Origin of the sequence: Rhodococcus sp. 15-725-2-2b, assembly GCF_002259075.1 — a bacterium.
GTDB lineage: Bacteria > Actinomycetota > Actinomycetes > Mycobacteriales > Mycobacteriaceae > Rhodococcoides.
Genome location: NZ_NPFL01000010.1, coordinates 287,844 through 310,409 on the forward strand (window position 1 = coordinate 287,844; position 22,566 = coordinate 310,409).

General features: G+C 65.2%; 23 protein-coding genes and 1 pseudogene. 22 read left to right on the forward strand and 2 right to left on the reverse strand.

Annotation, left to right across the window (positions count from 1 at the left end; genetic code table 11):
* The first annotated feature begins 161 nt into the window (after positions 1-161).
* The 11 genes from CH306_RS13530 (at position 162) to CH306_RS13580 (ending at position 12,585) form a co-directional block, all read left to right on the forward strand.
* On the forward strand, positions 162-1,616 hold the full coding sequence (locus CH306_RS13530) for a condensation domain-containing protein (protein WP_094646851.1): 1,455 nt from the start codon (positions 162-164) through the stop codon (positions 1,614-1,616).
* Positions 1,613-3,064: an MFS transporter gene (locus CH306_RS13535; RefSeq protein ID WP_094646852.1), complete on the forward strand. Its 1,452-nt coding sequence runs from the start codon at positions 1,613-1,615 to the stop codon at positions 3,062-3,064. The genes CH306_RS13530 and CH306_RS13535 overlap by 4 nt, the downstream gene beginning before the upstream one ends.
* Positions 3,065-3,156: 92 nt before the next feature.
* A complete protein-coding gene (locus CH306_RS13540; RefSeq protein WP_094646893.1) occupies positions 3,157-4,365 on the forward strand; it encodes a lipase family protein in 1,209 nt (402 codons plus the stop codon).
* Between the two features lie 26 nt (positions 4,366-4,391).
* A complete protein-coding gene (locus CH306_RS13545) occupies positions 4,392-6,113 on the forward strand; it encodes a CocE/NonD family hydrolase (RefSeq protein ID WP_179272840.1) in 1,722 nt (573 codons plus the stop codon).
* A 32-nt stretch (positions 6,114-6,145) separates the two neighbouring features.
* Positions 6,146-7,348, forward strand: a complete 1,203-nt coding sequence (locus CH306_RS13550; protein WP_254924034.1) for a lipase family protein — start codon at positions 6,146-6,148, stop codon at positions 7,346-7,348.
* 158 nt (positions 7,349-7,506) lie between these two features.
* Positions 7,507-8,049, forward strand: a complete 543-nt coding sequence (locus CH306_RS13555; protein ID WP_143545377.1) for a DUF3558 domain-containing protein — start codon at positions 7,507-7,509, stop codon at positions 8,047-8,049.
* Between the two features lie 17 nt (positions 8,050-8,066).
* Positions 8,067-8,468, forward strand: coding sequence for a hypothetical protein (locus CH306_RS13560; RefSeq protein WP_094646855.1), 402 nt, complete (start codon positions 8,067-8,069; stop codon positions 8,466-8,468).
* 226 nt (positions 8,469-8,694) lie between these two features.
* Positions 8,695-9,837 (forward strand): low temperature requirement protein A, encoded by a 1,143-nt coding sequence (locus CH306_RS13565; RefSeq protein ID WP_094646856.1) that lies wholly within the window; start codon positions 8,695-8,697, stop codon positions 9,835-9,837.
* A complete protein-coding gene (locus tag CH306_RS13570) occupies positions 9,834-10,589 on the forward strand; it encodes a phosphoglyceromutase (protein WP_094646857.1) in 756 nt (251 codons plus the stop codon). Before CH306_RS13565 ends, CH306_RS13570 begins: the two co-directional genes overlap by 4 nt.
* A 137-nt stretch (positions 10,590-10,726) precedes the next feature.
* Positions 10,727-11,899, forward strand: coding sequence for a sensor histidine kinase (locus tag CH306_RS13575; protein ID WP_032393873.1), 1,173 nt, complete (start codon positions 10,727-10,729; stop codon positions 11,897-11,899).
* The gene (locus CH306_RS13580) at positions 11,896-12,585 is read left to right on the forward strand and encodes a response regulator transcription factor (protein WP_032393874.1); all 690 of its coding nucleotides are present in this window, start codon (positions 11,896-11,898) and stop codon (positions 12,583-12,585) included. The genes CH306_RS13575 and CH306_RS13580 overlap by 4 nt, the downstream gene beginning before the upstream one ends.
* A gap of 70 nt (positions 12,586-12,655) precedes the next feature.
* Here CH306_RS13580 and CH306_RS13585 read toward each other — a convergent pair whose 3' ends face one another.
* On the reverse strand, positions 12,656-13,417 hold the full coding sequence (locus CH306_RS13585) for a hypothetical protein (RefSeq protein WP_179272857.1): 762 nt from the start codon (positions 13,415-13,417) through the stop codon (positions 12,656-12,658).
* Between the two features lie 111 nt (positions 13,418-13,528).
* Between CH306_RS13585 and CH306_RS13590 the strand changes: the two are divergent.
* From CH306_RS13590 to CH306_RS13635, 10 genes and pseudogenes are all read left to right on the forward strand, one after another.
* Positions 13,529-13,783: pseudogene (locus CH306_RS13590) on the forward strand (Ppx/GppA phosphatase family protein); the annotation flags it as partial.
* Positions 13,780-14,934, forward strand: a complete 1,155-nt coding sequence (locus CH306_RS13595; protein ID WP_094646858.1) for a hypothetical protein — start codon at positions 13,780-13,782, stop codon at positions 14,932-14,934. The pseudogene CH306_RS13590 and the gene CH306_RS13595, both read left to right, overlap by 4 nt.
* A 12-nt stretch (positions 14,935-14,946) precedes the next feature.
* Positions 14,947-15,789: a sugar phosphate isomerase/epimerase family protein gene (locus tag CH306_RS13600; protein ID WP_094629733.1), complete on the forward strand. Its 843-nt coding sequence runs from the start codon at positions 14,947-14,949 to the stop codon at positions 15,787-15,789.
* A gap of 22 nt (positions 15,790-15,811) precedes the next feature.
* Positions 15,812-16,669: a thioesterase family protein gene (locus CH306_RS13605; RefSeq protein WP_032393878.1), complete on the forward strand. Its 858-nt coding sequence runs from the start codon at positions 15,812-15,814 to the stop codon at positions 16,667-16,669.
* Positions 16,670-16,688: 19 nt separating this feature from the next.
* A complete protein-coding gene (gene proC, locus CH306_RS13610; protein ID WP_032394165.1) occupies positions 16,689-17,504 on the forward strand; it encodes a pyrroline-5-carboxylate reductase in 816 nt (271 codons plus the stop codon).
* A 127-nt stretch (positions 17,505-17,631) separates the two neighbouring features.
* The gene (locus tag CH306_RS13615) at positions 17,632-17,868 is read left to right on the forward strand and encodes a helix-turn-helix domain-containing protein (protein ID WP_008713658.1); all 237 of its coding nucleotides are present in this window, start codon (positions 17,632-17,634) and stop codon (positions 17,866-17,868) included.
* A 204-nt stretch (positions 17,869-18,072) separates the two neighbouring features.
* Entirely contained in the window at positions 18,073-18,174 is a 102-nt protein-coding gene (locus CH306_RS13620; RefSeq protein ID WP_003402602.1) for a 30S ribosomal protein bS22, read from the forward strand.
* A 144-nt stretch (positions 18,175-18,318) separates the two neighbouring features.
* A complete protein-coding gene (locus CH306_RS13625; RefSeq protein WP_256981153.1) occupies positions 18,319-19,446 on the forward strand; it encodes an NAD-dependent epimerase/dehydratase family protein in 1,128 nt (375 codons plus the stop codon).
* Positions 19,443-20,492, forward strand: coding sequence for a lysophospholipid acyltransferase family protein (locus tag CH306_RS13630; RefSeq protein ID WP_045198911.1), 1,050 nt, complete (start codon positions 19,443-19,445; stop codon positions 20,490-20,492). The genes CH306_RS13625 and CH306_RS13630 overlap by 4 nt, the downstream gene beginning before the upstream one ends.
* A 22-nt stretch (positions 20,493-20,514) precedes the next feature.
* Entirely contained in the window at positions 20,515-21,003 is a 489-nt protein-coding gene (locus CH306_RS13635) for a GNAT family N-acetyltransferase (RefSeq protein ID WP_094646894.1), read from the forward strand.
* Positions 21,004-21,022: 19 nt separating this feature from the next.
* On the opposite strand, the gene CH306_RS13640 is transcribed toward CH306_RS13635, so the two are convergent.
* Positions 21,023-21,958: an HAD family hydrolase gene (locus CH306_RS13640; protein WP_045200988.1), complete on the reverse strand. Its 936-nt coding sequence runs from the start codon at positions 21,956-21,958 to the stop codon at positions 21,023-21,025.
* Positions 21,959-22,163: 205 nt separating this feature from the next.
* Here CH306_RS13640 and CH306_RS13645 point away from each other — a divergent pair, with 205 nt between their 5' ends.
* Positions 22,164-22,445: a glutaredoxin family protein gene (locus tag CH306_RS13645; protein ID WP_032393880.1), complete on the forward strand. Its 282-nt coding sequence runs from the start codon at positions 22,164-22,166 to the stop codon at positions 22,443-22,445.
* Positions 22,446-22,566: the final 121 nt, after the last annotated feature.

A 22,566-nucleotide genomic window follows, 5' to 3' on the forward strand; every position in this document is an offset into this window, starting at 1 on the left:
GCTGACGATTGCTCAGTTTTGACACAGATATCCCGCGGATCGTTGTCAATTTTCCAAAATGCTCGTCGGCGGGTTTCTCGGCCTCGGCCCGGATGATGCACTGGCTCCTCCGACGCACTTCTCCGCGTCGAATCGCTCTGTCTCCTTCGAAAGGTTGTGTCGTGGTCGCATTCGGACTCATCGACGAGTGGAAACCCGCTCCAGGATCGCTCACCACGTGGTCACCCACCGTCGCTTCACGAGCTGCTGCCGCGGCCGCACCCGTTCACCCGGCACCGCCCTCGCACATCCAGCAGGCGTATCTCGAAGCCGCGTACCGCAACCGGGGATCGTCGTTCCGATTCTCCCGGCTGTGCCTGGTGACGTTCGAGATCGAGGGCGCACTGGACCGCGCCGCGATGGGGCGCGCATTCAACACGTTCGTCACCCGGCACGATTCGTTCCGCAGCTGGTTCTCCACCACAGCAGAAGGTTCTACGCGCCACCTCGTCGACATCGCCGACATCGCGCTCGAACCGACCGATTTCGGAGTGCCGGCGGACTCCGAGGCCATCCGGCGTCACGTGCAGGACAGCACGCCCGGTCCCGAGAGCTGGGATTGCTTCTCGTTCGGAACGATCGAACACGACGATCACTTCGTGGTGTACGCGGCGGTCGATCACCTCGACACCGACGGCATCTCGCAGGCTCTGACCTACTACGAACTGCGCCAGCTCTACCGCAATGCGGTGACAGGGGAGTCCGACGGCCTGTTCACCCCGGGCAGCTACCTCGAATACTGCCAGCGTGAACGTCTCGAGAGCGACGCCACAACCCTGGACAGTCCTGCTGTTCGGACCTGGATCGATCTGGTCACCGACAACGGAGGTGATCTTCCGACGTTCCCACTTCCGTTGGGACGCAGCAGTGTCGACTACACACGGACCTCGCACAGCTCGTTCCCGTTGTTCGACGGTGCCACGGCGCGGGCAGTGGACGAGGCGTGTGCAGCCGTGGGAGTCAAGTTCATCGGCGGAATCTTCGCCGCCGCAGCCCTGGCGGAGTACGAGCTCGCCGGCCGGGACAGCTACCTCGGGCTGACACCCAAGAGCACTCGGTCGACGCCGGGTGAATTCGCGTCGATCGGGTGGTACTCAAGCCTGATTCCGGTGCAATTCGACCTCGGTGAGCAGCCGACGTTCCGTACTCTCGCGGTGCTCGCGCAAGAGGCATTCGACTCCGGAAAGCTGCTGGCGAACACCTCGTACCACCGGGTGCTGGAGCTGGCCTTACCGGAACACGGAATCACGACGCAGCCGGGATGGACCGCGCCGATGATCTCCTACGTCGACGTTCGCAAGCTACCGGGCGAAGCCGAATTGGACGCGGCGGGAGCCGGTCTCTACGGCAACCGCGGCAGCTCCGAGGAAGTCTTCATGTGGATCAACCGCTTCGAGGACCACACCGGCGTCGAGTTCCTGTACCCGGGCACGGACGAGGCCGATCGTTCGATCGACCTGTACTTCTCCAAGATCTCCGAAATCTACTCCGCCGTGGTCGACAAGGGTGACTACATTCCACAGCCGCCCGAGGCTCACGTGTTCGCCCACGAGCTTCCGGACGTCAGCCGGGTATGACGCACCCTCGCCGCGGCTCGTGGCTGACGCTGGGTGCCTGTCTGCTGGCCGTCACGATGCAGATGATCGACGTCACCGCCGTCACCGTGGCGTTGCCGACGATCGCGCGTGACCTCGACGCGTCGGGCACCGGGCAGGTCTGGATCCCGACGGCGTACCTGCTCGCGATCGCCTGCGCGCTGCTCACGATGGCACGCGCCGGTGAGGTCTTCGGTCGCAGAACGGTATTCGTCACCGGCACTGTGCTGTTCGCCGTGACATCGGTGCTCTGTGCGTACGCGCCGACGGTCGAACTGCTCGTCCTCGCTCGCGTGTTGCAAGGGCTCGCGGGAGCGGCGATGTCGGCCCAGACGGTGGCGATCGTGACAGCGGCCTACTCCGGCACCCGGCGCACCACCGCGTTCGCGCTGTACGGTGGCACCGCGGGGCTGACCGGACTCGCCGGGCCGTCGATCGGCGCAGCGCTGCTGCACCTCGACATCCTCGGAACCGGTTGGCGCGCAATGTTTCTGATCAACGTCCCGATCTCCGCTGCGGCAGTCGTTCTCGGTCGCAGCTTCGTCGCACCGGGTTCAGAGCAGGTCCCGGCAGGACACGGAGGACGGTTCGACGCGGTCGGTGCCGCCCTGTGGTCGATCGGGGCTCTGCTGATCGTCTGCCCCGTCATGATCAGCTCGAGTGCCCTCGCTGCCATGCCCGCGGTTGCGCTCGGTCTGACGACCCTGGCCGGGTTCGTGGTGTGGGAGCGTCGTCGACGTGCAGCGGGAGCGCACGCCATGGTGAACATCGGTGTCTTCGGTGCACGCGGATTCTCCGTGGGATGTGCCGTGTCGGCCCTCGTGTACGGCACTTTCACCGGATTCGTTCTGACGATGTCGGTGACACTGCAATCCGGACTGAGTGAGAGCGCGTCGACGGTGGCAGCGATCACCGTTCCCTTCGCGCTCGGAGCCGTGCTCGCCTCCGCGGCTGCGCCGATCTCGTTCCGTCACTGGGATTGTCGAGTCGTTGTGGCCGGTGCGGGGGCTATGGGACTGGCTCTGCTCGTTCTCGGCGTCACCACCGAGTATCTCGACAGTGCAGGCTTCCCCTGGTGGGCGGTCGTCCCGCTCGGTGTGCTCGGCGCGGGTCTCGGGTCGGTGATCGCGCCGCTGCAGAGCACCATCGTCGCCGGGGTGGCCCCGCACGCCATCGGCTCGGCGTCGGGGATCATGCCGACCGTCCAGCAAGTGGGATCTGCTGTGGGTACTGCGGTCACCGGTGCCGTGTACTTCAACCTGCTTCCCGCGGAGCCGGTCGCCGCGGACTACCTGACGTCGCAGCGGGCGGTGCTGTTCGGGCTGGCCGCGACCATGGGGTTGGCCACCGCAGTCGCGGCCGCGCTGCCCCGCGGCGATCGCGAGTCGGTCGACCGCAACTCGCCGATGGTCTCCCAGGGTGCGCCGTGACTGTTTCGAAGTCGATTGTCCGTCAACGGTATCCGAATATCTCTCACCCGAACCTTGCGTTCGGGCCGATCGAAATCGAGAAGAATTTCGCCATGCTTCGCACCCTCGTGACCCTCACACTCGTCGTCGGGCTGATGTCGCTGTTGTTCGCTTCGGCTCCCCACGCGTCGGCAGCGCCCGGTGATCCGGCCCCGGTACCAGGCACGTTGTACGCGGCGGCTGCAGACCTGAACGGAAAGAACAACGGTGATGTCGTTGCCAGTCGGCGGTTTTCGAGCCCCCTGTATCCCGGCGCCGACATCTGGCAGCTCCAGTACCGGTCGTCCGATTCCCGAGGCGACGCCATCGCCGCAGTGACAACCGTTCTGGCACCGATGAACCGCGCCTCGGGCGGACCATTGCTGTCCTATCAACCCTTCGTCAACGCGCTCGGGTTGCAGTGCGCTCCGTCGGAGTCTCTGTTCGGTGCCGACCCGACGACCGGCGTGCAGGAACGTGAATTTCTCAATCTCGCGCTGATGCGTGGATGGACCGTGGCGGTACCGGACCATCTCGGGCCGAAAAGTGCGTACGGCGCAGCCAAGTTGGGCGGACAGATCACGCTCGACGGCGTCCGCGCCGCACAGCGCGTGCCGGAACTCGGTCTGGCAGCGAGCCCGGTAGGTATGGCCGGCTACTCCGGTGGCGGAATGGCGACGGCGTGGGCCGCGGCGCTCGCTCCCAGCTACGCACCCGAGCTGAACATCGTCGGTGCCGCAGCCGGAGGTGTGCCCGCAGATCTGGACAACATCGCCCGCGCATTGGGTTTTCAGCCCCACCAGGCATTCGGTCTCGCGTTCGCCGCCGCCCTCGGACTCGAACGCGAGTACCCGGATCGCTTGCCGATCACCGCACAACTCAATTCCACCGGTCTGGCGTTGAAGGATCAGGTGTCGAATGCGTGCACGCCGGTGATCCGGGCGACCGGAGCGTTCAAGAGTGCGCTGGCCGTCTCGACCACCACCTCTTTGGTGGACAGCCCCGAGGCACAGCAGATCATCGACGAGAACAGTCTGGTCAAGTACGCAGGTGTGCCGACGGCACCCACACTTCTGTGGGGAAGCGACAACGATCCGCTCATTCCGATCGGTGCGCTGCGTGACACTGCTGCGCGGTACTGCGCGAGTGGGGCCACGTTGCAGTTCGACGTCGTCCATGCACCGCAGCACATCCAGGCGGCATTCGAGGGGCTTCCCGCCGCACTGACATTCCTGGACAACAGGTTTCGGGGCGTCGCGCCGCCGACCAACTGCCTCCGATGAGACGGTGGGCAACTGTCGTCGCTGCTGTGACGACAGCTCTGGTTGCGGCGTCGGTGCCCGGATACGCAGCGGATCTTCCGGTCCTGGCACCGCAGACGCTCGGCGGCTTCTCGGTGCAGACTCGGTACTTCGACATCGCAGTGGGACCCGAACGCGATCAGCACTGCACCGTCGTCGGAGATATCTATGTTCCTGCCGGGCTCGGACCGGACCACCGAGCCCCGGCCATTCTGACCAGCAACGGTTTCGGCGGGTCCAAGGACGACCAGGCAGGTGCCGCTGCCAGATTCGCCACCCACGGCTACGTGGTGCTGTCCTACTCGGCCCTGGGTTTCGGCGGCTCGACGTGCAAGATCTACTTCGCCGATCCTGATTACGACGGAATGGCCGCGTCGGCTCTCGTCAGCTACCTCGCAGGCGAGAGCGGCGGAGTGTTCACCGACCCCGCACGGACGGTGGCCGCTCCGGCACTCGACGTGGTTCGACTCGACGGACCCGGTGACCCGCGCGTCGGCTACCTCGGCGGTTCCTACGCCGGCGCAACAGGATTGGCCACGGCATCGGTCGATCCACGATTGGACACCGTGGCGTCGATGATCACCTGGAACGATCTGGCGCGGTCGATGGCACCGGACGGGGCGGGCCGCAGATCCGTCGGACCGGTCAAGAGCGTGTTCGGGTCGGCGTTTCTGGCGGCGGGCGCAATTCTGACCGGCCCGGGCGGATACGCAGTCGATCCGGCACGGGCGCAGGGGTGCCCGAACTACGCCCAGTGGGTGTGCGACGCCGCGTCCGCCTTCGCTGCCAATCGCGAACCCGGCCCGGAAACTCTGGCGGCGATGCGTCACGTATCGCCGGTGGACTACCTCGATCGCGTCGATGTCCCGGTGTTGCTCACGCAGGGCCAGAAGGATTCACTGTTCAGCCTCGACGAGGCGGCCGCCACCTACGAGACCTTGCGTTCGCGTGGCGTCGAGACGTCGATGATCTGGCACTCGTGGGGACACAACGATCGCAAGGGTTATCCGGGAGAGTTCGACATCAAGGCACCCGACCCGTTCACTCAGCACGAAGCGGCACTGGTGGGCAACTGGCTCGACCGACACCTCAAAGATCGTGACGTCGACCCGGGGCCGGCATTCACCTATTTCCGAGATTGGGTGCCCTACAGCGGCGTCGCGTCGCCCGCGTACGTCGAATCCGAGACATTTCCGGTAGGTGCCCGGCGCACGTTTCAGTTGTCGAATGGATCGCTGTCCGAGGGTGATTCGACGAATGGTGTTTGGAAACAGACGATTCGGGGCGCAGGTGCGTCGATGCCCACCACGTTCGGACTGCCGAATCTCCCGGGCGAGTTGCCCGTGCCGCGGGTCTCGTTACCCGGTTCTGCCGCGAATTGGACGACCCCGCCACTGACCGAACCCATCGATGTCGTCGGCGCACCGACGTTGTCCATCAGTCCCACGGTGTCCGGTCCCGCGACCGTCTTCGTCACCGTGCTCGACGTAGCACCCGACGGTGCGCGCAGTCCGATCCACGGACTGGTTGCACCTGCCGTACTCACCGGATCCGGCGAGCCGGTGACCATCTCGCTACCGAGCATCGTCCATCGATTCGACCTCGGACACCGCATCGCCGTCGAGATCACCGCGTCGGATCCGTCCTTCGCGGGTGGGCCGGGCCCAGCGGACGTCGTCGTGTCCTCGACGGATCCGATCAACCAGTTCTCTCTTCCCGTAGTTCCGTGATCTTCGATCTTGCTCACTCCGAAAGGCGCACCGTGATCCGAAAGCTCTCGACCCTGGGGTCCATCCTGGTGGCACTCTGCGTGTACCTGTTCGCAACGGGCACAACAGCGTCGGCGGCTCCCGCGCCGACGGCCCCCGATCCGGACGTCTTCTATGCGGCACCGGCCGACATCGCCGATCACGCGCCGGGTGACATCCTGGCCAGCCGTCGTGCGGACGCCTGGATGTACCCCAACACCGACATCTGGCAACTGAAGTACCGGTCCACCAACTCCGCAGGTGCACCGGTTGCCGCAGTGACCACGGTGCTGATGCCCCGAGGTAGAGGCGCGGGAACCCCACTGGTGTCCTACCAGGCCGTCATCAATGCTCTGGGCGTCAAATGTGCCCCGTCGCACGGACTTTTCACCTACGAGATCGGTGAAGCGCCGAGCCTGTACCTCGGTATGGTCGCCCGCGGTTGGGCGGTTGCGGTGCCGGACTACCTCGGACCGACCGGTGCCTACGGCGCTGCCGAATACGAAGGTCGGTTGACGCTCGACGGGGTTCGAGCCGTGCAGAACTTCGAGCAGTTGCCGCTGAAGGACAGTCCTGTTGCATTGCTGGGTTACTCGGGAGGTGCCCTGGCGACGTCGTGGGCCGGTGCCATGGCACCCACCTACGCGCCGGAGCTGAACATCGTGGCCAGTGTGCACGGCGGAACTCCCGCCGACCTGGGCTTGATCGCAAAGAACCTGGGCTACAGCGCGATTCCGCATCCGGCCTTCGGAATGGCGCTGGCGGCATCCCTCGGACTCGAACGTGAATACCCCACCGAGTTCCCCGTCTCGGAGAACCTCAATGCGGCGGGCCTGGCCCTGCGAGATCGCGTGAGCAACGAATGCAGGCGTCCCATCATCATCGGCGGAGCGTTCAAGAGCGCCCGGGACCTGTCGAACGTCGACATTGCCTCGCTGCCTTCTGCGCAGGCGGTTCTGAAGAAGAACAGCCTCGTGGACTACGAGGGCGTTCCCACCGCCCCGGTGTACATCTGGCATGGGATCAACGACTTCATCACTCCCTTCGCACCGGTGAAAGAGACGGTCGACCGCTACTGCGCAGCGGGCGCAACGGTGCAGTTCCGGGCCTACCCACTCGCCGAACACTTCAGCGGATCGCTCGTCGGACTGCCCGAGGCCTACGCCTACGTGGACGCGCGATTCCGAGGGGAGCCGGCTCCGTCGAATTGCGGCTGACCTCTGCTCGATGGTGACCTCACACCTTTTCTGACGACTGCGCGCCCCCGCTCCGAAGTGAGCGGGGGTGCCCACTCGTCAGTAGGTGTGTGAGGTCGTCGCGGAACCGAACCGACATTCGCCGCGTCCAACCAGAGGTGAGGGCAACGCGGTGGTGGGTGGCGGGTCTGGTCGGCGTGATGGTGTCGGTCTCCGGATGTGGCGGGGCGACGGAGAGCGCGCCGGTTGCAGAGCCGACGAGCTCGGCGGTCGCGACACCGGTGGAAGACGAGCCATGGGATCCCTGCACCATCCCGAACGACGCCATCGAGGCAGCGGGATTGGATGTGGACTCTAAGGAGTCGGGTGCGCGCGGGATCACCGAGATAGCGAACTGGAGAGTTTGCAGTTGGAACAATCCTGAGCCGAGCTCGTGGTACCTACTGGGCATCTTCTCATCGTCGAACTCCTCGATCGAGGACGTCCGTCAGAACGAACGTTTTCAACAGTTCACCGAAGATCCTGCGCTCGGGGGGGAGCGATTCCTTCGATCAGGACAGGACGGAAGTGAAAGTTGCGGTGTGGCATACGAGGTGGAAGGCGGCGTCGTCTATTTCGTCCTCGACAAACGGGTTGTTCGTGATGCCCTTGGGGACCCGTGCACAGAAGTCGGGCGAACAGCGATGGCACTTCGATCATCGATGCCGCCTGTAGTCGGTTAGCAGCGAAGGAGAACGGCATGGGGCTCGACTCGAATCAGCTGTACGCGTCGATGCAGTACTGGCGAAATATGTCCGCGCAGGCGCAAGCCGGGCAGCTCGAAATCCCTGAAGGTGTCGCCGCGCAATGCGACGCTGCTTGCGCCAAGTACGTCGACCATCTCGAAGACATGATCGACGGCCTGCAATACGTCATCGATGTCGGGGCGTTCGGTGATTTCGATTCCTCCAGAAAACTGGGTGAGAAGTTCGAGAGAATCACCTACAGCGGTGACCGGTCGCTTCGAGTTGTCCTCGGACAGCACATCGAAGTCATCGAATTGATGCGCTCGGTGTTTCGTCGCTATTTCGTCGAGACCGAGGAGCTCGATGAGAGTGTGAGAGCTCGAATCGGCGCGATCGGGGCGGACCTGGGGGAGTGAGCCGGTAACCTCACACCCTTTCTGTCGACCTCACACACCAGCCAGGACTCGAACCCCGGCGCGCAGTCGGGAAAAGGGGTGAGGTGTCGACAGTCCCGGCGGCGAAGCGTCGAACAATGTCCGAAATGTCCGCAATATCAACCCTCGCAACACAATCGAGACAACGCTCACGAATGGGATGACCTAGTCTGCGATCGTGAACCCTTCCGCTGCCCGTTTGGTGCCGATGCGACCTCGTGATCCGAACGAGCCGCATCGCTCCGCGAGCCCACTCGAATTGTTCTTCGACCTGGTGTTCGTGGTGGCCGTCAGCATTGCGTCGGTTCAACTCCATCACGACCTCACCGAGAACCACATCGCCGACGGTTTGCTCGGCTATGCGCTCGTGTTCTTCGCGATCTGGTGGGCGTGGATGAACTTCACGTGGTTCGCGACGTCCTTCGACACCGACGACTGGCTGTATCGGACGCTGACCGTCGTACAGATGGCCGGGGTGTTGGTGCTCTCCGCAGGAATCGAATCGGCGTTCGTGGACCAGGATTTCACCATCGTGGTGATCGGGTACGTGGTGATGCGCGTGGCGATGGTGACTCAGTGGCTGCGGGCATCGCGAAGCCCCGAACATCGACAGACCGCGCTGACCTATGCGATAGGCATTGCGGGAGTGCAGGTTCTGTGGATTCTCTGGGTACTGCTGCTCGACGGCACCGCCGCGATCGTCGTGTTCGTCGTACTCGCGGGCGTCGAGATGTCGGTACCGCTGATCGCCGAGCGGCGGGGCACGACACCGTGGCATCCGCACCACATCACCGAACGCTACGGACTGTTCACACTGATTCTGCTCGGCGAATCCCTCCTCGCGTCGGCCAACGCGATCATCGAGGCAATTCACGACGAGACCGCCCTCGCACCATTGATCTCGATCTCCGTCCTCACTCTCGTCGTCACCGCGAGCCTGTGGTGGATCTACTTCTGGCCCCCGCATCACCGAGCGATCGGAAAATTCGGCAACTCGGTGATCTACGGCTACGCCCACTACTTCATCTTCGCGGCAGCAGGCGCGTTCTCGGCCGGCATCGAGGTCGAGATCGACGTACTGACCGAGCAGAGCAAGCTCGGCGACACCGCCGCGTCGTTCACGGTCACGATCCCGATCGCGGTGTTCGTGTTCGGGGTCTGGCTCATCGCTATTCGTGCCCACGCCGATCGAGTGGTCAACGTCGTCGTCCCCACCGGTGCCGTCCTCGTGCTGTTCGACCCCGTCATTCCCATCCCGATCACCCTCACCGCCGTCGTGATGATCGTCGTCGTCGGCGTGCTCGTCGTACGCGGGCCGGCGCAGCCGGAGCATGAGAAACTGACCACATGAGTATCGGAACCTTGATTCTGCTTCGTCACGGCGAGAGCGAATGGAACGCGTCCAACCAGTTCACCGGTTGGGTGGACGTGCGACTGACCGAGAAGGGTGAGGCCGAGGGCAAGCGCGCAGGCCAGCTCCTCGCCGAGGCGGGCACCCTTCCCGACCTGCTGTACACCTCGCTGCTGCGTCGCGCGATCAGCACCGCCAACCTCGCACTCGACGCGGCCGACCGGCACTGGATACCCGTCGTCCGCGACTGGCGTCTGAACGAACGGCACTACGGCGCACTACAGGGACTGAACAAGGCCGAGACCAAGGACAAGTACGGCAACGAGCAGTTCATGCTGTGGCGTCGTAGCTACGACACCCCGCCGCCGCCCATCGAGATCGGCAGCGAGCACAGCCAGGACGCCGATCCGCGCTACGCCCATCTGGACAGCGTTCCGCTGACCGAATGCCTCGCCGACGTCGTCGAGCGCCTGATCCCGTACTTCGAGGAGACGATCGTCGCCGACCTGAAGGCAGGCAAGAACGTCCTCGTCGCCGCGCACGGCAACTCGCTGCGCGCTCTCGTGAAGTACCTCGACGAGATCTCCGACGCGGACATCGCCGAACTGAACATCCCCACCGGCATTCCGCTGCAGTACGACCTCGAGGAGGTCGACGGAAAGCTCAAGCCCACCAACCCGGGCGGCACCTACCTCGATCCGGAAGCAGCGGCCGCAGGCGCAGCTGCCGTGGCAAACCAGGGCGGCAAGTAGCGCCACCTCCCGCAAACCGACGTTTTGTCGTAACTGCAGGTGAACGATCGAAGAACACTGCCGACGGGGACTATGACGACCAGGGAAATGCCTGCACCCTGCGTATGTGAGCTGTCCATCGAACGTACGATTCCGGTGTGAGTGTCGCATCGGCCGTACTACTGGCTATCGCCGCGGCCTTCGTGGGATACCTCGTCGGCGGTGTTCTGATCCCGTACCTCAACACTCGACACTCGGAGCGTCGCCGAGCCAGCTCCGGCCTGACGATGTCGCAGGTACTGGACCTGATCGTCCTCGCATCGGAGAGCGGCATCGCCGTCGTCGACCAGTTTCACGACGTGGTGCTGTTCAACCCGCGCGCCGAGGAGCTGGGACTGGTGCGTAACCGTCTGATCGACGATCGTGCCTGGGAGACCGTTCTCAAGGTCCTGGCCGACGGAAACCCCGTCGAGGTCGACCTCAGCTCGAAGAACCCGAGAACCGGCCGCGACAAGATCGCCGTCCGCTGCGTCGCGCGCCTGCTGAGCAAGGAAGACAAGCGCTTCGTGGTGCTGTTCGCCGACGACGACTCGGAGCAGGTCCGGATGGAGGCGACGCGTCGGGACTTCGTCGCCAACGTCAGCCACGAACTGAAGACCCCCGTCGGCGCGATGAGCCTGCTGGCCGAGGCGCTGCTCGAATCGGCCGACGATCCGGACTCCGTCCGGCACTTCGGCGGCAAGGTCGTCGCCGAATCCAAACGGCTCGGCAACATGGTGACCGAACTGATCGCGCTCTCGCGACTCCAGGGAGCCGAGAAGCTACCCGACCTCGAGGTGGTCGACGTCGACACCGTCGTCAACGAGGCGATGGATCGATCCAAGCTCGCCGCCGAGAACGCCGGAATCTCCGTCACCACCGACCACCCGAGCGGCCTCGAGGTCCTCGGAGACCAAGCGCTGTTGGTGACGGCCCTGGCCAACCTCATCCAGAACGCCATCGCCTACTCCTCGGACGGCTCGCCCGTCTCGGTGAGCCGAGCTCTGCGCGGAGACAACGTGGCGTTCGCCGTCACCGACCGCGGCATCGGCATCGCCAAGGCAGACCAGGAACGCGTCTTCGAGAGATTCTTCCGCGTCGACAAAGCTCGGTCGCGGGCCACCGGCGGCACGGGCCTCGGCCTGGCCATCGCCAAACACGTCGCAGCCAACCACAACGGCAGCATCTCGCTGTGGAGCAAGCTGGGCACCGGATCCACCTTCACCCTCCAGATCCCTGCGTACTTCGAAGAAGAAGACGACGCTTCGGTTACAGAAAGAGAGAATCAGTGACCAACGTTCTGATCGTGGAAGACGAAGAGTCGTTGGCCGATCCACTGGCCTTCCTGCTCCGCAAGGAAGGCTTCGAGGCCACCGTCGTCGGAGACGGACCGTCGGCACTCGCGGAATTCGATCGCGCAGGAGCCGACATCGTGTTGCTCGACCTCATGCTCCCCGGCATGAGCGGAACCGACGTGTGCAAGCAATTGCGTTCGCGCTCAGGGGTTCCCGTCATCATGGTGACCGCACGCGACAGTGAGATCGACAAGGTCGTGGGGCTCGAACTCGGTGCCGACGACTACGTAACCAAGCCGTACTCGGCACGCGAACTCATCGCCCGCATCCGCGCAGTTCTTCGGCGCGGCTCCGACGCCGAGGTCGACGGTGGAGTCGACACCGGAGTGCTCGAAGCCGGACCGGTGCGCATGGACGTCGAACGCCACGTGGTGATGGTCGGATCCGAGCAGATCACGTTGCCGCTCAAGGAATTCGACCTACTCGAGTATCTGCTGCGCAACTCCGGTCGAGTGCTGACCCGCGGGCAGTTGATCGACCGCGTGTGGGGAGCCGACTACGTGGGCGACACCAAGACACTCGACGTGCACGTCAAGCGACTGCGCTCGAAGATCGAATCCGATCCGGCCAAGCCGGAACACCTGGTGACCGTGCGCGGACTGGGCTACAAACTCGAGGGGTAGAGCCTGCGGCAGGTGAGCGCTGAGCCTGCGGCATGTGAGCGGAAATTCGTAGTGGGCTACGAAGTTTCGCTCACGTGCGGCGCAGCCGCTCCGCCTCACGAGTGGCCGGATGCACCGCGATCAGACCCAGACCGCGGCGACGCTTGCACAGCGACGCCAGTTCGTCGTACGCAGCCTTGCCGAGCAGCTCGGTCAACTCCGGCTTGTAGGACTCGAACACCTGCTTCGATCCGACGTGCGCGTCGGGCGAGCCGGAGCAGTACCAGTGCAGATCGAGACCACCCTCGCCCCAGCCGCGTCGGTCGTACTCACCGATCGTGGTCTTGAGAATCTCGGAGCCGTCCGGCCGCGTCACCCAGTCCTGAGTACGCCGGATCGGCAGCTGCCAGCACACGTCGGGTTTGACCTCGAGCGGTTCGATGCCCTTGCGCAGTGCCATCGAGTGCAGCGCGCACCCGATTCCGCCCTCGAACCCGGGTCGATTCTGGAAGATGCAGGCACCCTTGTAGCGCCGCGTACGCAGTGACTGCTCGTCGTCGAGATCGTCGTATTCGACGTACCCCTTCTTGCCGAGACCCTTGTCCATGAGCTGCCAGTCCTGGGGGGTGAGCAACTTCACCGACTCGTCGAGCTTGCGCTTGTCGTCGTCGTCGGACAGGAACGCGCCGTGGGAGCAGCACCCGTCGTCGGGCCTGCCCTCGACGGTTCCCTGACACGCCGGAGTCCCGAACACGCAGGTCCAGTTGGACAACAACCACGTCAGATCCGCGACGATGAGGTGTTCCGAATTGTCGGGGTCGGGGAACTCGACCCATTCTCGAGGGAAATCCATCTCGACCTCTGCAGCGAACGGCTGCTGCTCACGACCTGCTGTCACAAACGACGACGGTAGACCCAGTACCGTGGGCATGTGCGAATAGGGGTGCTCGACGTCGGTGCAGACGCGGCTCGAGTCAACTCCTCGAGGCAACTCGTAGCGTTCGTATCGCGGATCATGGCGGCCGACCGTGCAGAATCGGTAGGTGTCAGCGCCGACGGGTCGCCACAACTGGCGGCCGGGGCTCTGGTCGCGGAGGCGAGCATGCGGGCATCGACAACGGAGTCACTCGAGATATGCCCGTGGGCGCTGAAGGAAGGTTTGATGTTGAGGAAGCTGGACCCCGAAACCGACGGCGATCTGGTGGGGAGTTCGAGATGAGCGACACCAACCCGGAGGACACCGGACAGATCTCGGTTGCCGAGCTCTTGGCCCGAAACGGTCAGAAGACGAACCTGAGCGCGGGCGGTCGCCGTCGCCGTGGCGTCAAGGGCGGCATCTCCGTCGCCGAGCTGACCGGTGAGATCCCCGTCGTTCGTGACGAGCCCGGCAACCGCAGCGCCCCGGTTGTCGAGACCCCGGCCCCCGACGAGCCCGAGCCCGAGACGTCCGACGTCGCTCCGGCAGCGCCGCAGAGCAACGATGCGGCAGAGGACGCTGCACCCGCCGCCGTCTCCTCGCGGCCACAGCCGGCTCGGCCGCAGAGCACTCGCCCCACCCCGTTCCAACCGGCAGGCAAGCGCGAGAAGCAGCAGCCGGAGCCGGAACTGTTGTCCGGTTCCACCACGGTTGCCGGTGACCTGCTGAACCGCTCGCACGACGACACCGAACGCGCCAGGCACCCGGTGGCACCGACGGCGGCTGCGACGCCGACGTCGGATCGGCTTCCGTACGGATCCACCCCGGCCGAGCAGAGTCGGACCCGCAAGCCGGTTGGCTTCCGCGCACCGCGGCAGGTCGAGGTGGCCGAGCCGAACACCGATGTCGCTCCGCGAGCAGCGGTAGTCGACGTCGACGACCTGACCAAGACCGTGGTGTCGCCGCGCCTCGCGCGCGTCGAGGACACCACAGCTGAGTCGGCGGGGGTCGAGACGTCCGCCGCCACCGAGGTCGTCGATCTCGTGAAGCCGGGGATCGACGACGAGCCGAAGACCGCGACCGACGTCGAGACCGACACGGCAACCGACGACGCACCGGACGCGGAGGCCGACAGCGCGACTGCGGCCTCGCGCACCGATCGACGGGCAGCGGCCGTCAAGGGCAAGGGCGGTGCCGTCCGGCAATGGCTGGTGCTGATCGGTCAGGCCGTGGTGTCGATCGCCGTCGGCGCGCTGCTGTTCAAGGGCTTCGAGCAACTGTGGGACGTGCTGCCGTGGGTCGCGCTGGTGCTGTCGGTGCTGGTCATCGTCGGGCTCGTCGCAGTGGTGAGAATTCTGCGGCGCACCGACGATCTGATGTCGATCGTCATCGCGATCGCCGTCGGTGTCTTCGTCACGCTCGGTCCGCTCGCCTTCCAGCTCAGTACCGGCTGAGCCGGCACGCCGATGGGTGCGCAGCGAATTCGGGTGGGACTGTCCACGGCCTCGGTCTACCCGCAGAACACCGAGGCGGCGTTCCGGTACGCGGCGGAGCTCGGGTACGACGGCATCGAGCTGATGGTGTGGGCCGAGTCGGTCAGCCAGGACGTCGACGCGGTGGCCGCGCTCTCGCGGGAGTACTCGGTGCCGGTGCAGGCCATCCACGCGCCGTGCCTGCTGATCTCGCAGCGAGTGTGGGGATCGGATCCGGTCGCCAAACTCGCCCGTTCGGTCGAGGCGGCCGAGAAGCTGGACTCGGCGACGGTCGTGGTGCACCCACCGTTCCGGTGGCAGCGCAAGTACAGCGACGGCTTCGCCGATCAGGTCGCCGAACTCGAAGCGAACTCCCACGTGGTGGTCGCCGTCGAGAACATGTTCCCGATGCGGGCCGACCGCTTCTTCGGGCGCAAGGAGAAATCCGCACAGCGACTCGAACGACGCGGTGGTCCGGGCGCAGCCCTGTCGGCGTTCTCGCCGTCGTACGACCCGACCGACGTCGGCCACGATCACTACACGCTCGACCTCTCGCACACCGCCACCGCAGGCTCGGACGCGCTCGAGATGCTCGACCGGATGGGCGAGGGCATCGCGCACCTGCATCTGGCCGACGGCCGGGGCGCATCGGTCGACGAGCATCTGATCCCCGGTCACGGCAGCCAGCCATGTGTCGAGGTGTGCACCGAACTGGTGCGCCGCGGCTTCGAAGGTCAGGCAGTGATCGAGATCAACACGCAGAACGCGCGCACGGTCCCCGAACGATCGTCGATGCTCGGACAAGCACTGCAGTTCTCCCGCGCACACCTGTCCTGAGGCCGCCGGTAAGTTGTCGCCAATGAGTTCCGCCAGCCCCTTCAAGGCCGCCACCACCCTGACCGCGCTCGAGGTCGACGCCGACACCGGATCGTTCGCGGGCGCCATCGACTCCACCTGGACCATCGGTCCCAAGGTGCACGGCGGCGCGATGCTCGCGGTCTGCGCCGCAGCAGCGCGTCAGCAGATCGTAAGGACCGACCCGGAGCAGACCGAGATCCAGCCGCTCGCAGTGAGCGTCAGCTACCTGGCCGCACCCGATCCCGGCGAGGTAGCGCTGACGACCATCGTGCGCAAGCGCGGTCGCCAGGTCTCCCACGTCGACGTCGAGCTCACCCAGGCCGGACGCGTTGCCGTGCGGGCGGTGGTGACCCTCGGTCGTCCGGACTCCGACGAACCCCACCACGAGACACCGACGTCGTTGTCGTCGATGGCCGTCGAACCTCCCGCCGAGACACTCGCGGTGGCAGGCGATCATCCGATGGCGTCCATCGTGCACGTCGCCAAGGGCTGCGAGATGCGTATCGACGCATCGTCGGCGTCGTTCCTGACCGGTCAGCAGGGCGAGGCGGAGATTCGATTGTGGGTGCGCCCATTCGCGGGCGACGAGGCCGACGTCGACACCGCCGTGCTGTTCGCGCTGATGACCGGAGACATCTCGGCCCCGGTGACCATGAACCGCGGAATGTTCGGTTGGGCTCCGACCGTGCAGCTGACGACCTACCTGCGACGCCGTCCGGCACCGGGGTGGCTGCGCGTGGCGGCGACCAGCACCGTCATCGGCAGCACCTGGTTCGAGGAGGACCACGTGGTGCTGGATTCGACCGGTGCCGTCGTGGTGCAGAGCAGACAGTTGGCGATGGTGCCGCGCTCGAACTGACATGGCAGGCTTGGCGTCCATGACGAGAATTGCAGTGATCGGCGGCGGACGGATCGGCGAGGCGTTGATTGCGGGACTCCTCGAGTCCGGCCACGCTGTGCGCGATCTGGTGGTCGCCGAGAAGTCCGAGGCCCGCGCCAAGGAGATCGCCGAGGAATTCGGAGTACTGACCACCACCGTCGGCGACGCATCCGAGGGTGCCGACGTGATCGTGCTGGCGGTCAAGCCGGCCGACGTCGAAGCGGCACTGAACGAGATCACGAAGATCGAACTCGACGGCGATCGCGAACAACTCATCGTCTCGCTGGCCGCAGGCGTCCCCACCGCCAAGTTCGAGCCCAAGCTCCCCGCCGGTTTCCCGGTCGTTCGGGTCATGCCCAACACCCCGATGTTGGTGGGGGAGGGCGTCAGCGTGTTGGCGCCGGGCAAGTACGCCCGCGCCGAGCACCTCGAACTGGTGCGCTCGATCCTCTCGGCCGTCGGCAAGGTGGTCGTGGTCAAGGAGAATCAGCTCGACGCCGTGACGGCCGTGTCCGGCTCCGGCCCGGCCTATTTCTTCCTGGTGGCCGAGGCCATGATCGACGCGGGAGTAGGCCTGGGATTGAGTCGCGACGTGGCGTCGGCGCTCGTGGTTCAGACGATGGTGGGGTCGGGGGCGATGCTCGATCGCTCCGACGAGAGCGCGAGCGAGCTCCGATACGCCGTGACTTCTCCGGGCGGAACCACCGCCGCTGCGGTGCGCGAACTGGAGAGAAACGGTCTCCGAGCAGCGTTTTTCGATGCCCTCGGTGCCGCGAATGCCCGATCCGTTGAGATGGGCATCACAGCAGAATAAAAAATCTTTTCCCCACTCCCGTCGCAGTAACCCCATCTGTCCCTATAGGCTCGGGGGCAGCACGTGCGTGTCTGTTCGGCAGGAGGGGAAGCCTGCCGCATGAGACGTGCCGGAGGTATGTGGATTGATGGCGTCTATAAACAAGCCGTCCAAGGGTTCGTCCCCGGACGGTCAACCGGCTCTGGCCGGAACGCAGTTCCTCACGGTCGCCGAAGTGGCGACGCTGATGAGGGTTTCGAAAATGACCGTGTACCGGCTGGTGCACGGCGGAGAATTGCCCGCTGTACGAGTGGGTCGATCTTTTCGTGTGCACGCCAAGGCGGTCCACGACTATCTCGAGACCTCGTACTTCGACGCAGGCTAGTAGTGCACGTGGGGCCGGTTTCGTAAGTCCTGGTTCACACCGGTAGGATTGGCGCTCGTCGTGCCAGCCAGCCGGTGTGTAGCCGTGGGCGAGTACGTGGCCCCAGCGCCAGCTCGGTGACCGCAGCCCCAGGGCTTGGTTGTCAGGTAGGCGTACGCAAACGGCGTGCGCGAAAACGCTAGAGAAGAACGTGAGGACACCCGCATGGGTTCAGTGATCAAGAAGCGTCGCAAGCGCATGTCGAAGAAGAAGCACCGCAAGCTGCTTCGTCGTACCCGCGTGCAGCGCAGGAAACTCGGCAAATAAGCCTGCCGTCATCTGCTTCACGAAGAAGCCCGTCACCGTCGGTGGCGGGCTTCTTCCGTTCGAAGAACGGGCTTTGCTTCTCACCCACCCGGACACCTGCTGATCCAGTAGGCTTTGCAGCGGAACCGACGTTGGGGGTGCGCAGTGAGTCCGAGCGATCGTGGATCGACCGCGCCCCGAGTGGTCCTCGTGACCGGAGCGAGTCGATTCCTCGGCGGTTACCTCGTCACCAGGCTGGCCCAGAATCCGAACGTCGAGCGCGTCATCGCCGTCGACGCCGTGTCTCCGAGCAAGGATCTGCTGCGCCGGATGGGTCGCGCGGAATTCGTCCGCGCCGACATTCGTAATCCGCTGATCGGCAAAGTGATTCGCAATGCAGGCGTCGATACCGTCGTGCACGCAGCGACCGTCGCCAAGCCTCCGAAATCCGGTGGCCGCGCGACGATGAAGGACCTCAACGTCATCGGCGCGATGCAGCTGTTCGCGGTCTGCCAGAAGTCACCGACCGTCGAGAGGGTCGTACTGCGTTCGTCGTCCTCGGTGTACGGCTGCAGCGCGAAGGACCCGGTGCAATTCACCGAGGAGATGAGTGCCCGACGCCCCCCGAGCGGTGCGTACGCGCGGGACACGATCGACATCGAGGGATACCTACGTGGCCTCGGCCGTCGACGACCGGACATCGCGGTGTCGATCCTGCGCATGGCACCGCTGATCGGTCCGCGACTGAACGGCACCATCTCGCGCTACATGACCTCGCCGCTGATCCCCAGCATCGTCGGTCGCGACGCCCGCATGCAGTTGCTGCACGAAGAGGACGCCCTGGCTGCGCTCGAGCGCGCCACTCTCGGCGGGTCGGCGGGCACGTTCAACATCGGAGCCGACGGCACGATCATGCTCTCCCAGGCGATTCGCCGAGCCGGCCGCGTTCAGGTGCCGGTACCGTTCCCGCTCTTCAAGAGCGTCGGCCGCGCGCTGATGGGCGGCATGATGCGCGAGTTCACCACCGAGCAACTCGACTACTTCCACTTCGGCTGCGGACTCGACACCACCCGCATGCGGTCTGTCCTGGGATTCGAGCCGCGGTGGACCACGGTTCAGGCGTTCGACGACTTCGTCCGAGGCGCAGCGCTGCGGCCGGTCATCAGAACCGAATGGGTGGACAGCGTCGAGGATCGACTGGTCTCGGCCGTCGAGACGGGCGCGTCCACGGCGCGTGCACTGGCAGCACTGCCGCGTTCCGGAGCGGTACGTAGTTCGGGAGGGGACGGGTGAGCGAAGTGGCCAAAGTGATTCCATTGCACGGCGGCACCTCGGGACGCTCGGCCCGAGCGGCTGCGGGCTCGCGTGAGCGGCACCCCTCCGCCTACACCGATCCCCGAGAGCCGACGCCGTTGCTGGACCCGGCGCCTACCGCCGCATCGACCGTGACGCCGTCGATACCGGCTCCGCTGCTGTCGATGATCGACGACACCAAGTCCACGATCGTCGACCAGATCTCCTCGGTCGCCGAGTTCGTACGCAGGCGGCTGGCCGGTGACTACAGCGTCGACGAGTTCGGCTACGACCCGCACTTCGCCGACGCGATCTGGCTTCCGTTGCTGCGGCCGCTGTTCGACAAGTGGTTCCGCGTCGAGGTCAAAGGCATCGAGAACATTCCGTCCGACGGCGGCGCACTGGTCGTTGCCAACCATGCAGGCGTGGTGCCCGTCGATGCGTTGATGGCGTCGGTCGCCGTGCGCGATCACCACCCGGCGCACCGGCCTCTGCGAATGTTGGCCGCCGACATGGCATTCGAGATGCCCGGCGTCGGCACGATCGCCCGCAAGGCCGGGCACACGCTGGCCTGCAACCCCGACGCCGAGCGTCTGCTGCGTACCGGCGAGGTCGCCGCGGTGTTCCCCGAGGGGTTCAAGGGCATCGGCAAACCGTTCAGTGAGCGCTACAAGTTGCAGCGATTCGGCCGCGGCGGATTCGTCTCGGCTGCGCTGCGGACGGGTGTGCCGATCATCCCGTGCTCCATCGTCGGCTCGGAGGAGATCTACCCCAAGATCGGCGACATCGCACCGCTGGCCCGACTGATGGGCATGCCCTACTTTCCGGTCACGCCCTTCTTCCCGCACCTCGGTCCGCTCGGTCTGATTCCGATGCCGTCCAAGTGGTACATCGAATTCGGCAAACCGATCCCCACCGACGGGTACGACTCCACCGCGTTCGAGGATCCGATGGTGCTGTTCGAGTTGACCGACCACGTCCGCGAGACCATCCAGCACACGCTGTATCGACTGCTTGCCAAGAGGCGCAACGTCTTCCTGGGTTAGACGCTCGGGTTACCCTGTGGCAGTGCATATCCGCGACACCACCGCTGCCGATCTACCCGAGATTCTCGACATCCACAACGATGCGGTCGCCAACACCACCGCCATCTGGGACGAGGAACAGGTCGATCTCGCCGATCGCACGGCCTGGTTCGAGGGCCGGATCGCCGCTGGATACCCGGTCCTCACCGCAGAGGTCGACGGACGGGTGGCCGGATACGCGTCGTACGGGCAGTGGCGGGTCAAGAGCGGCTATCGGTATTCGGTGGAACACTCGGTGTACATCCACCGAGACTTCTACCGTCGCGGACTGGCCAGTGCGCTCCTGAGCGAACTGATCGAGCGGGCGCAGGCGAGCGAGGTGCACGTGCTGGTCGGGTTCATCGAATCCGAGAACACCACCTCGATCGCACTGCACGAGAAACTCGGGTTCGTCACCGTCGGGCAGATGCCGCAGGTGGGTGTGAAGTTCGGTCGCTGGCTGGACCTGACGCTGATGCAGCTCACGCTCTGACTGTCGTCACCGGGATGGATCAGGACTTGCGACGGCCGATCACCGCGGCGAGCCCACCGCCCACCGCTCCCAGGGCCAACGCCGTGGGCACTCCGATCTTGGCTGCCTTGCGTCCGGTGCGGTAGTCGCGGATCTCCCAACCCCGGTTCTTGGCCAGCTCACGCAGGTCGGTATCGGGGTTGATCGCCACGGCGGTGCCGACCAGGGAGAGCATCGGCACGTCGTTGTGGCTGTCCGAGTACGCAGTGCAGCGCTTGAGGTTGAGACCTTCCCGCACCGCCAGCGAACGCACCGCGTGCGCCTTACCGATGCCGTGCAGGATGTCGCCGACCAGACGGCCGGTGAACACCCCGTCCTTGCTCTCGGCGACCGTTCCCAGAGCCCCGGTCAAGCCGAGGCGCTTGGCGATGATCTGGGCCAGTTCGAGAGGAGTGGCCGTCACCAGCCAGACCTGCTGACCGGCGTCGAGGTGCATCTGCGCGAGAGCCCGGGTACCGGCCCAGATCTTGTCGGCGATCAACTCGTCGTAGATCTCCTCACCGAGCCGGGTCAGCTCCGAGGTGGGACGGCCGGTGATGAACGAGAGCGCCTTCTCGCGGCCGCTGGCCACGTCCTCGCTGTTCTCCTTGCCGCTGACCCTGAATTTGACCTGCTGCCAAGCGAATTGGGCCAGATCGCCGCTGGTGAAGTACTTTCGCGCGGCCAACCCGCGAGCGAAGTGAATGATCGACGCGCCCTGCACCATCGTGTTGTCCACGTCGAAGAAGGCGGCAGCAGTCAGATCCCGCGGAACGGCCGCCTCGGACTCGATCTGCAACGCCAGGGCGGCATCGGCACTGGCCTGGCCTGCCACGTTGGCGCGGACCTCGGCGTCGGTCGGACCGAATGGATTGCGAATCCTGCGGATGCGGCGTTTGAACTGCTTGTCCTCGCTCGGATCGTTGGTATCGACCATGTCGATATCGGGCGTGTTCTCGATCGGCAGGTCTGTTCCCCCGTCGCTCACCATGTCCACCTCCCAGTCGAGTCGCTCGCCGCAAGCCTAGTCGGGGTCGTCCGGACGACAGGCGAAGGGCAGTACTGCGCGCCCGTCGTTCGGCCCCCGATCGGACCGGGGACTGTGACCTTCGTCTCCACCGAGCTCGTGTCACAGTGGATTCATGCAGACGACTCCCACCGGCGTGGCTCTTCTCACCCGCGCAGGCTGCCATTCCTGCACGCACGCGTTCGAGGTCTTGAGCGAGGTGTGCCGCGAATTCGACGTGCCGGTCACCGTCGTCGACGTCGACGAGGCGGCAGCGGAATCGCCTGACCTGCGTGCGGAGTACGGGGATCGAGTGCCCGTGGTGCTCCTCGACGGCATCGAACACAGTTACTGGGAGGTAGACGTGCCGCGGTTGCGAGCCGATCTCACCCGGGCAGGGCACCCTAAGAACGTGTGATTGCTCTCGCGTGTGCAGGTGAGGGCCGGTGTGCGCAACTTTGTTCATTCGTTCACAAGCAGTTACCGTGGTGTGAACAGCGTCCGTGAAATAGACACGAACGCAGGATCAGCGTGAAGAC

What these genes read in the sequence shown, in the direction of transcription:
- CH306_RS13560 (WP_094646855.1), top strand. Translation starts at nt 8,067, where the DNA reads ATGGGGCTCGACTCGAATCAGCTGTACGCGTCGATGCAGTACTGGCGA.
- CH306_RS13565 (WP_094646856.1), top strand. Translation starts at nt 8,695, where the DNA reads ATGCGACCTCGTGATCCGAACGAGCCGCATCGCTCCGCGAGCCCACTC.
- CH306_RS13570 (WP_094646857.1), top strand. Translation starts at nt 9,834, where the DNA reads ATGAGTATCGGAACCTTGATTCTGCTTCGTCACGGCGAGAGCGAATGG.
- CH306_RS13535 (WP_094646852.1), top strand. Translation starts at nt 1,613, where the DNA reads ATGACGCACCCTCGCCGCGGCTCGTGGCTGACGCTGGGTGCCTGTCTG.
- CH306_RS13615 (WP_008713658.1), top strand. Translation starts at nt 17,632, where the DNA reads ATGGCGTCTATAAACAAGCCGTCCAAGGGTTCGTCCCCGGACGGTCAA.
- CH306_RS13620 (WP_003402602.1), top strand. Translation starts at nt 18,073, where the DNA reads ATGGGTTCAGTGATCAAGAAGCGTCGCAAGCGCATGTCGAAGAAGAAG.
- CH306_RS13600 (WP_094629733.1), top strand. Translation starts at nt 14,947, where the DNA reads ATGGGTGCGCAGCGAATTCGGGTGGGACTGTCCACGGCCTCGGTCTAC.
- proC (WP_032394165.1), top strand. Translation starts at nt 16,689, where the DNA reads ATGACGAGAATTGCAGTGATCGGCGGCGGACGGATCGGCGAGGCGTTG.
- CH306_RS13640 (WP_045200988.1), bottom strand. Translation starts at nt 21,958, where the DNA reads ATGGTCGATACCAACGATCCGAGCGAGGACAAGCAGTTCAAACGCCGC.
- CH306_RS13605 (WP_032393878.1), top strand. Translation starts at nt 15,812, where the DNA reads ATGAGTTCCGCCAGCCCCTTCAAGGCCGCCACCACCCTGACCGCGCTC.
- CH306_RS13585 (WP_179272857.1), bottom strand. Translation starts at nt 13,417, where the DNA reads ATGGATTTCCCTCGAGAATGGGTCGAGTTCCCCGACCCCGACAATTCG.
- CH306_RS13645 (WP_032393880.1), top strand. Translation starts at nt 22,164, where the DNA reads ATGCAGACGACTCCCACCGGCGTGGCTCTTCTCACCCGCGCAGGCTGC.
- CH306_RS13540 (WP_094646893.1), top strand. Translation starts at nt 3,157, where the DNA reads ATGCTTCGCACCCTCGTGACCCTCACACTCGTCGTCGGGCTGATGTCG.
- CH306_RS13595 (WP_094646858.1), top strand. Translation starts at nt 13,780, where the DNA reads ATGAGCGACACCAACCCGGAGGACACCGGACAGATCTCGGTTGCCGAG.